General features: G+C 62.5%; 6 protein-coding genes. 5 read left to right on the top strand and 1 reads right to left on the bottom strand.

The features are described from left to right. The first annotated feature begins 3 nt into the window (after positions 1-3). On the top strand, positions 4-5796 hold the full coding sequence (locus ACQR2C_RS14510; RefSeq protein WP_434881444.1) for a hypothetical protein: 5793 nt from the start codon (positions 4-6) through the stop codon (positions 5794-5796). Positions 5797-5861: 65 nt separating this feature from the next. Here ACQR2C_RS14510 and ACQR2C_RS14515 read toward each other — a convergent pair whose 3' ends face one another. Further along, positions 5862-6746, bottom strand: a complete 885-nt coding sequence (locus ACQR2C_RS14515; RefSeq protein WP_434881445.1) for a GNAT family N-acetyltransferase — start codon at positions 6744-6746, stop codon at positions 5862-5864. 177 nt (positions 6747-6923) lie between these two features. Here ACQR2C_RS14515 and ACQR2C_RS14520 point away from each other — a divergent pair, with 177 nt between their 5' ends. From ACQR2C_RS14520 to ACQR2C_RS14535, 4 genes are read left to right on the top strand one after another with little or no spacing between them, the layout of a single operon-like run. Further along, positions 6924-7496, top strand: a complete 573-nt coding sequence (locus ACQR2C_RS14520; protein WP_434881446.1) for a hypothetical protein — start codon at positions 6924-6926, stop codon at positions 7494-7496. Next, on the top strand, positions 7489-9477 hold the full coding sequence (locus ACQR2C_RS14525; RefSeq protein ID WP_434881447.1) for a RiPP maturation radical SAM C-methyltransferase: 1989 nt from the start codon (positions 7489-7491) through the stop codon (positions 9475-9477). Before ACQR2C_RS14520 ends, ACQR2C_RS14525 begins: the two co-directional genes overlap by 8 nt. Further along, entirely contained in the window at positions 9470-11410 is a 1941-nt protein-coding gene (locus tag ACQR2C_RS14530; protein ID WP_434881448.1) for a RiPP maturation radical SAM C-methyltransferase, read from the top strand. The genes ACQR2C_RS14525 and ACQR2C_RS14530 overlap by 8 nt, the downstream gene beginning before the upstream one ends. Then, on the top strand, positions 11403-13277 hold the full coding sequence (locus ACQR2C_RS14535) for a RiPP maturation radical SAM C-methyltransferase (RefSeq protein WP_434881449.1): 1875 nt from the start codon (positions 11403-11405) through the stop codon (positions 13275-13277). Before ACQR2C_RS14530 ends, ACQR2C_RS14535 begins: the two co-directional genes overlap by 8 nt. The last annotated feature ends 19 nt before the right edge of the window (positions 13278-13296 follow it).

The following is a 13296-nucleotide window of genomic DNA, read 5'->3' on the forward strand; positions in this document are numbered from 1 at the left end:
GCCATGGGCACGCTTTACGTCGGTTTGAACATCTTTTGCCCGGCGGCCTATCGCCCGACGGCTCCTGTCCGCGACGCGGAGACCTATCCGCACTTGGCCGGGAAGCTCTTCGGCGTCCTGCAACCGGCGCTAACGACGCATCCGGATACGGACCCGCTACCGCCCCAAGAATACTTCCGTCTTGAAGGGCGCGACCTGACCAGCCATCGGATTGTCTTCGTCACGGACGCCCTCGATCCGACGCTCGTCAAGAAGATCTCGGATACGGCCATGCCGGTTCCGTTTCCGCCCGGTACGACGTTGGGGCTTTCTTGGAAACCGAATAGCGCCAGCGGCGCTCGGGACATCGCCTGGGAAATCCCGACCGAACAGCAGGATCCCGCCGGCGGCCTCAACTCGCCGCTGCTTCTTCCCGTGTCGGATTGGCCCAGCTTCGCCGTCGTCAACTTCGCCGTGCCGCCGGTCCGCGCATATGCGGATCTGCTCAACATCGATGCCGGCCGTTTGCCTGGTGTTCAGCGCGATTTGAAATCTTGGGCCGTCGCCCTTGCCACGCGAGTCATCAATCTACACAGAAACGACGCTAACAGCTTGACCGCGTCGGAGGCCGCCGCGTACCGACTGCTAAGCGGCCTTGACGCCATGCTCGGCACCCCGACCTTTCCCACACCGCTGACCGACGGACAGATCGCCGACTACCTCTCCACGCCGCAAACCCGCGGGGGTCCGCCGATCTATGGCGCGCTATGGGAACGTGCGATCCAGAATCCATCGCCGCCAAACGACCCTCGGCCGATCTTGCCGCCGCGATTTCTTCACGACTTGAATTCTCTCGACGTCGATCCGGTCAGGCTGCTGGGTTTGGGTAGTGCGGCCCGACCGCCGTGGGCCGTCTCGTATCACCTGAAGATCTGGAAGGAACTCTGCGCTCAGATCACCGGCACCGACGACGACCAATTTCGGAAGGCGCTGGGTCGGCTCTACGGGTTCGGCGAGCGTCTGAGGTGGCCGAAAGCGGTCGCGGGTAGCGGAAATTTCATGGTGCTTGATCCGGACGGCACCCGAGGCGCCGTTCGGAATTGGCCTTGTTTCGGCACCAACGTCCAATCGCTTATGGGCCAAGTCTTGGAACTGCCCTTCGCCATGACCGCAGATTTGAGCGACGCTTCGGCGGTGTTCCGGGTACAGGGTGAATCGCTGGAGGCGATCCGCGCCGTGCGCGGGCTTGCGGCCGACGCCGCCACCGCCGCGCCGCAGGCGGCGACGATTGCGCGCGATGCGGATCGTCCCAAGGGCTTCTTCGTCTATGCGCCCAAGATGTCGGAGACGACCCCAGGGCGGCCGCCCAGCGGTCTTCCGGTTGCCTATGCCGTCCCGTCCGGCTTGCTCGACGCCGTCGACCTGTCGCCGCGCTGGAGCGCTCCCGAGACCGGGGAAACGCTCGAGGCGATAACGGGGCCTCGGCTCGGTTTGCGGATTGACGAGCTCGCGCGCCCGGCCCTCGCCGGTTCGACCGTTGACCAACGCATGGTCGTGCCGGCACTGCTCATCCAGACGCCGGCTACGCTTGGCGGCGCTCGTGGTCTCTTCGAGCTTGTCGTCGGCACACAGCTTCATCCTGACGAGAAGGGCGAGATCGAGACGCGCTTCAAGGCGCTTGGGTCCGGTCGCGACGCCGCGGGCGGTCAGCTATGGCTCACGGTCACCGGACCGGATGGGCTGGAGGCTTGGGACTTGGGCGGTCAAGTCCTCGACGTTGCCGTCGCCGATCGAAATCTTCGCGCCGTGATCGTCGACCGCGTACTGCCCGCGGTGAGGCTCGCCGATTTGGTGAACCGGCTATCCGCGCCTGCGCCGGGCGGAAAGAACTTGATCGACCAGGGCGCGGCGGTGGATTTGATGCTGCCCGTCGGTTCGGTACCGAACCCGTTGTTCAATCGCATTCTCGGAGGCCTTGCCGCATTGCAAGCCGGCGGCGCCGAGCGGCCGCCGTTCTGCATCTTGAAGGGCGCCTTCACGAGCCGGCTCAGTGCTTCGACCGATCGTCTTATCGATCGATTCGAACTCGCCTACGACCCTTCGCCCCTTCACACCGCTTCGGACGTCATCGCCCATCTCGGCGACTTCAACAAGCTGAGGCTCGCTCTTTCGAGCGATGCACGCGACGTCGCGACCCGCGCATCGCGCCTGACGGTCAGCGGACGAGTAGTGACCTTCTTGACCTATCCCGATGCCGCCGTGCCGATGCCCAGCACCGGCTATCAGACGATGACGCCGCCCTGGAAAAGCGCTGCGCCGCCTCAGGACAGCCGTTGCTTCGGTTATTTCCTGTCGCACCTCTTTACCCAGGACGCGCGGGGTGAGGAGCGAGCCGGCGAGGCCGAGCGCTTGGCGACGGAGTCGCTGCGCTACATCAACTATCTTACGCCGCACCTGCCGTGGGACCTCGAAGGCTACGTCGAGCATCAATACACCCAGCGGATTCCGATAAAGGGCCCGAAGTTGATGCTACCGCTGGCCACGGACATCCAGAGTCCCGCGACGGCGGCGCTCCGGGCCGACGGGCAAAACGTCGCGCTCATGGGGTGGCGCTTCAATTCCTCGCTGGCCGCCTTTGAACTCACCTTCTCGCGCAAATACCTGAAGAATGCGCTGGCCCCCGCCGAGAATGGCGAGGTGCGACCGACGGCGCTACGCGCGATCTACGAACCGCTGGCGGACCTCATGGCGGCCATAGATCGCGGCGCCGCGGAGCTCGTGCTGCAGCGGTGGGCCTTCGAGGCCGACGGTCCGCGGGGCGGCGGCGCGTCCTCCCCGAGAGACAGTGGGGCGATCACCGGCAGCATGGCCAAGGTGGGAGTACACAAGCGAGCACTCGTGGCGGCCGACGCGATCGCCGGCTTTCAAGTCCTGCGAGATCTTCTTCGTCAACCTCTGAGCGACTTCCAGACGGCGATCCATGGGTACGCCAACGGCACCGGAGATGCTTGGCTGACGCTTTCGATCCCGTGCCCGGACGGCTGGAGCGATCTGCCCTCGGCCGCGATCGTGACCGACGAGAGCGACGTCTTGCGTTTGGGGCTGCGATTGACGCGGCCGGTCGACGCGATCGTACCCGGCGACATTGTGGATCCGGCTCGGCCGGAGGCCACGCCGGGCTTCGGGATGGAGGTCGACAAGGACGCGGTCGCTGCGACCTACCCCGAATTGAGAGGTGACGCCTTCGCCGACCTGCATGACGCCGCCGCGCTCGAATTAGCCAGGTACCTTTCGCTCAGTGTGAAGACGGCACTTCGTGAGCGGTTCGACTGGCTGCGTGCGATACAGCCTCCGCCCCCGTCGACGCCGAGGCTCGCGTCGCCACCTCCGCCGACCCCGGCCGACCCAGAGCAGATCAAGGATCCACGTCGGCTCGAACGGCTGTTCGGCGCGAGTCTTCCGTTCCTGTTTGAGCCCGCGACGGCGCGCCCCGCCGTCGCTCGAGTGGTTGATCTCTACTACGTGCCCTTTGCTTTTCGGCCGCTGCGCCCGCATCCGTCGATCGGAGACGGCGAGACGACGCTTGAATTCGCCGAATTCCTCGCCGAGGTCGTCAACGATATCGCTTCGGGCGCTACGCTACGCAATATCGAGGTGGCGAACCTCACACCCGGCGACGCCTTCGGCCTGCGCAACGCCGTGCGCTCGCTGCTTCCGGACGTCGCCGACCGCATGTCCGCGTTGGTGGCGCACGTGCACAGTAACGCGACGGGGATCGTCACCAGTCCCTTGTTCGATCACGTGGACAAGCTCGCCGCCGGCTTGGCGGCGGACCTTTCGAAGGCCCTCAAAGGTCTCCTCGCGGCCACCCCCGGGCTTTTCGCGACGACCAAAGGGTTCGGAGTCGCGATCTTCGAGCCGGACGCCTGGAGTCAGCGCGTGCATTCGCTGCAACTGCGCAAGCAGATCCATCCCGCGGCCGATCCAGGAGCGCCGAGAGAAGACCCGTCGCGGTTCGACGTTCACCAATTCCCTTTTCCGCAATTCCGCAAGTCGAAGGCGGCCGACCACTATGTCATCGACGTTCTGGACGACGCCCGCTACGACAACGAATTCGAGATCGACGAGAGCGTTTTCGACCCGCCGCGACCCGCTTGGGCAGCCGGCGGTCCCGGCGTGGTTTTGGGCGCCCATGGTGCGCGTCTGCGACAGCGGGGCGACGTCCAGGCCCGGTCCGGCGAGGACGTGCTCGAACAGCGCAACCGTTTCGACGACGGCTCGACCGTCGCTCGTCAAATCGAAGCTGACGTAGTCCACTGGAATCCCAACTGGACGGAAGTCGACCAAGCGAATACCCGGCGGTTCTATCTGCTGCCGTCGCGACGGTGCCCCGCGACGCCGATCAAACTGAAGCCCCGTGCCGGCGCACCCAACGTCCGACTGCCGCTTGATCTGCGCACTCCGTTGCGGGCGCTCAACGACCAAATTGCCAAATTGCTGAACGATAGGCTGCAGCAGAATGCGGTCATCGCCTTTGGTTCGGCGGACGCCGGTCTGCAAGCGAAGCGCCGAAATCCGGTGCTCGTGGGCACCATCCAGCCCGGAGCCGATGGCTTGGCCGGGCCCGGCTGGTGGCACGTCGAAAGCTATGCCTCGGAACACTATTTTGTGCTCGAGGGCGACGAAGACTCCTCCGGTCCTGACGGTCCATTCGACAACGACCGCCTGCGTATCGAAGTCGAGGTCGGTGAGAATCCGTTCGTCGACGAGGACCCTGCTCCGCCGGAGGCCTACTCCGTCAAGGGCGAGCTCGGGGCATGGTTCGGCTATCAGCGATTGCGGGTGGCCGATCCCAGCGGTGGTGTCCCCAAGCCCGGAAAAATCGCACGCGATAAGCTGGAAGCGGAATTGCGAGCCTGGTTGACTCCGCCCAGCGCCGACGAAGGTCTGCTGGTTGCGGCGCCGCCCGTGGTGGCCCCGGTGATGTTGGCCACGCGCGATAAGGCGGCCAAGGTCTCGGTGGCGATCTTTACGCCGGGAAAGCCCGTCGCCCATCGACTCGCGAACGCCGCTCCCCAAGGCATCGGCTCGGTGCTTGCGGCAGAGATCATGGATCTCGACTCGGACCCGAAGCCCAAAGGTCGCTTCGTCCTGCGGGTGATCGTGTTGGACGAGCCTTGGGTTTACACCCGCGTTCGGGTGCGCATCGAACGTAACAAAGCCGACGTCAACGACGACGGGCTGCCCGACATCAACCCGCTATTCCAGATGGTGGGAGACTTCTCGACCTGGAGCAGCCATGGGCGCGAGCCGGCTGTCATCGACTTGAGGCAACGACAAGCGTCGGGCCTGCCGACACAGGTCGTCAACCTTACGCCTGGTTTGAATCTCGACCAGTTTCTGGCAAAAGGGCCCGGCGATCCGCTCGACTACGGAGATCTGATTGGAGCGGCCATCGACGCCAAATTCGTCGATCCCCGTGTCGGGCCTCTGCCGCTGTGGAATCAGGATCGCGTGCGGCTGGGCAAGTACGGAATCACTGGGATGATCGTCCAGCAGCGTCCGGACCTCCAACCGCGTTATGCCCGCGCGGAGTTGACGGACCAACTCGAGGCCCGTACGGAAGAGATACCGCGCGTGCACCTCGCGTCCTTCCCGGCCGATCCGGGCGTGTCCAGCCGGAATTTCGGTCCCCTGCTGAAAGGCTTCACCCGGGCCGATGTCCCCTCTCCTCATCATGCTGTACGAGTCAACTGGACCAACGCAGCCGGCGAGTTTCTGGTGAGTTGCACCTGGCCTGTGCGTTTTTTGATGTGACCATCGCCGCCCAACGTGGTGGTTTGCACCGAGATCGCGCATTCAGCCAGTCCGCCGTTGCGGACTTAACAGTCCAACATTCGCAGCAGCACGGGGGTCTCGCGAACCAATCGGAACCCCTGTTGTCGATAGAGAGAGAGCGCACGTTCGCTGGCTCCTGACACTTGCAAGGAGACTTCGCGCGATCCGACCGCGCGCAGGCATGCCACGCCCTCACGCAGCAATTGTAGGCCAAGTCCGGTGCCGCGATAAGCAGGATTTCGTCCCAGCAACTCGATCCGGCCAACGCCGGCGGTTCCACGGGAAACGCGGACAAAGCCGGCTAGGTGGTTCCCATCGAAGAACAGACGCGCGGGCGGGTCGTGAGCGAGGTTGGTATTTCCGAAGGTTGCGAAGTTCGGGATGCTGACGCCTGGAATGCCGGCAAAGGCTTCCCGTACAACTCGATAGAACGAGGGAACGTCCCCGGTGCTCAGGTCGCGGACCTCATAGCCTGAGATATCGGCGCTGGTCATATCAGTCGACGGTCGTCGCAATTCAAAAACACTGTAACCGCCGCGGTAGCCGCGGTCGCGAAGGTCCGCTTCTGCGGATGCCAGATCGGACGTTAACGCTATCTCAAGCGCTGCGCGTGGACCATCATTGGCAAGTCGCTCGCCTTCGCTCACCATTTCGAGTAGTGCGGCTGCCGCATTCTCACCTGGCCCAACGGCCAAAACCAAAAGTTCGGCAGAATTCAGCGCCGTATCGCAGACTTCGATGATGGTGCCTACTGCGACCCATCGGCCGCGGTCCGATAGCGCCAACAAGAAACCACCCTCGGGAATCAGATTGTCGGCGATCCAGACAGCCCCGACGCCCAAATTGTTCCGACCATGCGCGACAATGAATGTCCGCACGGAGGCCCAACGCTCGTCATCCTTTGCAGGTATCAGCACCATGGTGGTCATGCTTCGCGTATTTCCTCACCCGGGCCGGATCAGCCCCGACAAATCCAAGTTTCCGGCTCATGAATCTCATTGACGAAATAGCTTCCCCGACGCATGATTTCAACCCGAGCGTGTTTTCGTAGATTCCCACCTTGAGTAGTTCGCTTATATCGACCCAAATCAAATTGGGGGGATCACTTGGCCAACAGCGATCACGAGGGCGGCGAGGCAGCGGTGTCCGGCGTCCTAATTACGGCGCCGGACGGAACGATTTTTAACATACCCCGAGCGGCGTTGGATCAATTCCGGGTGCCTGATAATGAGATTGAGGGCATCATTCTGACTGCCGAAAATGCCGGCCTAGTCGAGTCGGCGCACAGGGCCGCACCGACCGAAGCCCCTTCTGAGGAACCGACGGGGCCGGCGCCAAGGACGGTCATAAACATCTTTGTGGGTGACGGTAAGTTAGATCAGCCCGTAGTTGTGGCCCAGGGCCCACCAGGGGACGATGCCTCGCAGCGGTACGCGGCCGGCGCCGCCATGTCGAAGTATGCCGCGGGATCGACGATGTCGAAGTATGCCGCCGGCTCTACCATGTCGAAGTACGCTGCAGGATCGAGCATGTCGAAATTCGCTGCGGGATCGACCATGTCAAAGTTCGCCGCAGGTTCGACCATGTCGAAGTACGCTGCCGGATCGGCTATGGCGCCGAGGGTCGAGCAGGCCCTTCCGTTCGCGGTGTTTTATGGCCGTTGGATCGCCGGTGGCTGACGGTGCGCGCCTCGCGATGCCGGAGGGCGCTGAACGCGCCGGTTCGGTCAACGCGAATGAGGTCGTCCTTGTATTTTCGCCTTGGGGCTCTCTTGAGCAGCCGAGCCTCGCCTTCGGGCTCATAAAGGCGATTTTGGCGCGTACCGGTCTCGGCGCTGATGTTGAGTATCTTAATCTGCGGTTCGCCGAGCGACTCGGCGTCGACCTTTACCGTTCGCTTAAGGACCGCGACGTAATGGTGTCGGAGTGGATCTTCGCGGAGGCGGCTTTCGGCAAATTTCGTCCGCGCTCCGATTTCCTGAGCTACATAAGGAGCTTGGGTTATTCGGCGGAAGAAATCGCTGAGTGGGCGGAGGTCCAAGCAGCGGCAGCGCCATTCGTCGACGAGTGTGTCGCCAAGATCGACTTTCGCCGGTACAAGGTCGCCGGCTTCACCACTTCAATGATCCAGTCGGTGTCGGCTCTTGCCATCGCCAAACGCGCGAAAGAGATCAATCCGAAGCTGAAGGTAGTCTTTGGCGGCGCCAATTGCGAAGGCGAGATGGGCGCCGCTATGATTGAGAATTTCCCATTTATCGACGTGGTTGTCCGACGCGACTGCGACGCCTTTGTTGCTGAGCTGTTCCAGCGCCTGTGCGACGATCATCCGCTTGACGGGCTGCCCGTCTGCGTCCGCAACGGCGACGCGGTCCATGTATCGAGTATGCCGCCGGTCTTCAAGAACCTCGATTTGAATCCGATCCCCGACTACGACGACTATTTTGAACAGCTTGCCATGACCCCGTTCGCCGAACAAATCCGGGTGAATCTCGTCTTTGAGGGTTCTCGCGGCTGCTGGTACGGACAAAAGGTGCCGTGCACGTTCTGTGCCGTCACCGGCAGTTCCATGGAATACAGAGCGAAGTCGCCGGAGCGCCTCGTAGATGAACTGAGTTATCTGGCCGAGCGCCACGGGGTGACGTGGTTCGGTGCCGCAGACAACATCCTCGACTTCCGCAGTCAGCAAGAACTCTGCACCCGCATCGCGGAGCGCATACCCAACGCGCGCATCTTTTTCGACGTCAAGGCCAACCTGACCCGTGCGCAGATCAAAAGTTTCAAGCGCGCCGGAATAGATGAGGTGCAGCCTGGAATCGAGTCGCTCTCGACGCGCTTGTTGAAGTTGATGAAGAAGGGCACGACCGCGATTCGAAACGTTCACGTCCTGCGCATGTTTGCTGAGATCGGCATTTGGCCGATGTGGAACTATCTTTACGGTTTCCCGGGCGAGACTCTGGCCGACTACGACGCCATCATCGCGTGGTCGGCGCCCGCGCTCTTCCACCTTCCGGCGCCCTACGTCGGATTCGGGCTTAGCATGATGCGTTTCAGCCAGTACTTCGATCATCCGGAGAAGTATGGTGTCACAATCAGAGGGCCGCTGCCGCACTACGAGTACATCTATAACCTGGCACCGGATCAAATATCGCGGATCGCATACTACTTTAGATTCGCGCACGCCGATGGTTACGATCCGGAAGTCGTTGGACGCTTGGTCGGTCGGTTCACGGCGCAGTGGCAGCAGGCCTACTATGTGGGCCGGGCGGAATTGGTGGCGCGGCTGACCGGGCGGGAGGTTCGAATTTCCGACACTCGGTTTGGCGAGCGGATAGCGCACCGACTGACCGGAGCCGAAGCTAGGCTCTATCGTTTAATGGAGTGCCCCCAGCGCGTCGATCAATTGGCGGCATCCCTGCGAGCGGAGATGCCAGGAGCTTACCTCCAAATTGGGGGCGAAGCCGGGATCGCGGACCGGGTCGAACGCTGGGTTGAAGCGCGTCTCGCTTTCCGCGAAGGCCAGCTCTTCGTTGCCATCGCGGTGCCCGAACGGCCGGACGACTTCTGGAGCATCGTCGATGCCGGCGCACCGACACGAACAGAGAATACCTTGCGGCCCAAGCCCTCAATCCTGCATTGGAAAGTGGACCACCTCCATGTCTGAGGCCCAGCATGTCGGCTCCCCGGTCGGACAGCAGCCGAACCGAATTGCGTTGGTCTGTATGCCGTGGGCTTCCGTGGCGCAGCCCTCGTTAGCGTTGGGTCTGATCAAGGCGCAATTGGCAGAAGGCGGCATCGGCGCGGACGTGGTGTATCTTAATCTCGAGCTTGCCGACCTGATAGGGCTCGAGACCTATGACGCGACCAAGAACCGAAACGTCATGGCGTCCGAATGGGTATTGGCCGAAGGCTTGACGGGCGAAGGGGCGCCGAAGGATTACCTGGCCTACTTGGCCGGCCGACGCGCGCCGCCGGAAGAGCGCGCGCTTTGGGACCAGATACGCGCCAAATCCGGAGCGTTCTTCGCGCGCTGCCTGGATGTGGTCGATTGGCAGAGGTACGATGTCGCCGCGTTCACGACGTCAATGATGCAGACCGTCGCGTCTCTCAATTTTGCTCGATTGCTGAAGGCTAGGCATCCCCATCTGAAGGTAGTGCTGGGTGGCGCCAACTGCGAAGGCGTAATGGGAGAAGCCCTGCATCGATTGTTCCCGCATGTCGACGTTGTGGTCCGTGGTGAAGTCGACGAAATCGTCGTGGACCTCTTCCGGCGCATGTTGAACGGGATATCTCTGGAAGGTATTCCCGGGCTGTGCTTCCGCGACGAGGCTGGCCCGCACGTCGCGCTCCCAGGCAGAATGGTGCTGAACATCGAGAAGAATCCCACTCCGGATTTCTGCGATTATTTCCAGCAGTTGTCAGTTAGAGGTTTAGCCAACAATATCCAGACGTTATTGATGTTCGAATCGTCGCGCGGATGCTGGTGGGGCGCGCGCAGTCACTGCAAGTTCTGCGCGCTCAACGGCACGGGTATGAAGTTCCGGTCCAAGTCAGTCGGCCGTGTTGTGGCCGAGTTGCGCGAATTGCGCGATCGGCACGGCATCTCGCACTTCGCCGCGACCGACAACATCTTGGACGAGCACGCGGTCACTGAACTCTCGAATGCGTTGGAGACTGAGTTGCCGGATGTGCGCGTTTTCTATGACGTGCGAGCCACGCTGACCCGCGAAGAGCTTGCCGCGATGGCTCGTGGCGGCATCGACGAACTGGAGGCGGGGCTAGAGAATCTGACAACCAGCGTTCTCAAGCGCATGGGCAAGGGCGCGACCGGAATCAACAATGTGCGCTTCCTGCGCCGGTGTCTCGAGTTTGGAATCAGCCCGCTGTGGAATTATCTGTTCGGCTTCCCGGAAGAGCGCCTAGCCGACTATCAGGAGGCCGCTGCCAAGATTGAACCTTGGCTGCACCATCTGCCGCCGCCCGACGTGGCATTTCCCTTGTCGTTGCAGCGATTCGCTCCGTATTACGACCGAGCGTCCGAAAACGGCATAATCGTGAGGGGCCCGGTCGAGGATTATCGCTACATCTACGGTCTGTCGGACACGGACCTTGAGCAACTCGCCTACTACTTCCAATTCGACTATGCCAACGGCTACGACCCAACACCGACCGGTAATCTTGTCACCGGCTTCGTCGCTGATTGGCAGCAAGCTCACGCCGCGGGAGCGCGACTGACCGCTCGGCTGGAGCCCACTGGGATGACCGTTACCGATACCCGCGGGCGCAGCGCGCAGGTTTATCGCTTCGGCCGCGCCGCAGCGGCTCTCTATCGGTTCTGCGAGTCGCCACAGCGGCCACAATCGCTGGTTCAAGCGTTTCGAAGGCGGTTTCCGGCCGACTATCTGCGAGCGTCCGCCGATCTGTCCGATACCCTGGAAGAGATGCGGACGCGCAGTCTGTTCTATGAGGAAGGCGACCGCCTGTTAGCCCTCGCCGCGCCGGAGGCGCCGGGCTTCTGGCTCGATGAAGGAAAACTGCAGGTCGCGCAGTTGACTTCCTCGATTGGGACGGAATCACGGGTCTTGGCCGATGGCTGACGTCGTACTCGTAAACACACCTTGGGGCGAGTACACGCGGCCGTCGATGCAACTCGGACTGATCCAAGCGCTCCTGCAGCAGGCCGGGTTGTCGTGCCACACCGATCATAGCGTGCTGCGGTTTGCCGAGGCCGTGGGTGAGTCTGACTATAAACGCGCCGAGGATCTGCACCGGCCTTTTGCTGAATGGGTTTTCACCGCCGCGGCTTTCGGCCAGCCCGAGGGGTGCGAGCCGCTGTTCTACAGCAGGCTTTCCGACGACGGCGTGCCACGCGCTGACCGTGAAACCCTGCGCCGCCTGCGCGCGTCAGTTCCCCTCTTCGTTGAGCAGACCGTCGCGGCTGTGCTCGACCGGGATCCGCGTATCGTCGGTTTCACTACAGCGATGCTTCAGACCACCGCGGCCGCCGCCGTCGCCAGGCGCCTCAAGGCAGTCGCCCCACATATTTTCATCGTTTTCGGGGGCGCGCATTGCGAGGCCGCAACCGTCAACGCACTGATGCAAGCATTCCCATGTGTCGACGTCGCAGTCACCGAGCAATGCGATGCATGGGTTGGGGACCTGTTTCGGCGCCTGCTCGACGGAGAGACAATCGGAGAAATGCGCGGCATTGCTTTTCGGGATGGCGAGATCATCCATCGCACCGAAGGCGGTGCGGTTTTCGCTGCGCTCGACACCAACCCGTTGCCGAACTTCGACGACTATTTCGCCCAGCTTGACGCGTCGCCTTTTCGAAGCAAGTTTATGCGCTCGATCCCATTCGAGGGCTCGCGAGGCTGTTGGTGGGGCCAGAGGCGCCACTGCCGGTTCTGCGGGCTAAACGGCACCACCATGACCTATCGCCACCGCAGCGCCGAAGCAGTCGTGGAAGAGTTGGTCACCCAGCGCGCCCGGCACGACGTCGATACCTTCATCGCAGTCGATGAGATCATCCCCAAGCGCTTCTTTCATGAATTGCCGGCCGTGATTGCAGCGCGTCTCCCCGGCGCCGCGATCTTCTACGAAATGTCACCCTCGGTACCGCGTCATCAGCTCGAACGCCTGGCCAGCGTCTGCCACTTGTTCAGCCAACCGGGGATCGAGCACCTATCTGATCCCGTCCTTGAGCGAATCGGAAAGGGCATCAGTGCCGCCCACAACGTTGCTCTCCTGCGCCGGGCCGAGGAGTTCGAAATTGGTCTACTATGGAACCTAATCTTCGGCATTCCGGGCGAACGGAGGGCGGACTACCTGACGATGCTTGATCAGATGACGTCGCTGCATCATCTGCAACCGCCGAACTTGATTCCGCTGACCCTGGCGCGCTACAGCCCGTACCACGCAAAGCCGGAGGCCTTCGGCCTACGTCAGACCGGGCCGCAGCGCGGGCTCGATCTCGCCTATCCGGTCGATGCGGAGACCCTGAACGGGTTAGCGCTCAACTTCGAATATGCCCCGATCGCTTCTTCGGACGAATGTCCAAAGGAGGCGCTGGCCGACGCCATTGGGGCTTGGACCGCTGACCGAAACGGCGGCGCCAGGCTCGACGCCATCCTAACGGGCGACCAGGTAGAAATCCTCGACAGCCGCTGCACCGAGCGGAGACACCAGCTCTGCCAGATATCGAGCTTTGTCTACCGCAACCTCGAGTCACCGGTGGCGCAGACCGCCATCGCCGGATTGGTACGTCGCCGCCGACCGGATCTCTATCTAGCGGCCGGGGGCCGGGCCGGACTCGACAACATTGTCCAATCCTTGCGGAACAACCGCCTCATCTGGACAAGTGGAGGAATGGCCGTGGCCGTCGCGGTGCCACGCATGCCCGAATTCTGGTTGGGATTACGCCGACCCGTTGCCGAGCCGACATCATGCCGCGCGGCGGAGTAGGTGCACGCGAGCCGCTGTC

The organism is Bradyrhizobium sp. HKCCYLRH3061 (assembly GCF_051168015.1).
Classification (GTDB): domain Bacteria; phylum Pseudomonadota; class Alphaproteobacteria; order Rhizobiales; family Xanthobacteraceae; genus Bradyrhizobium.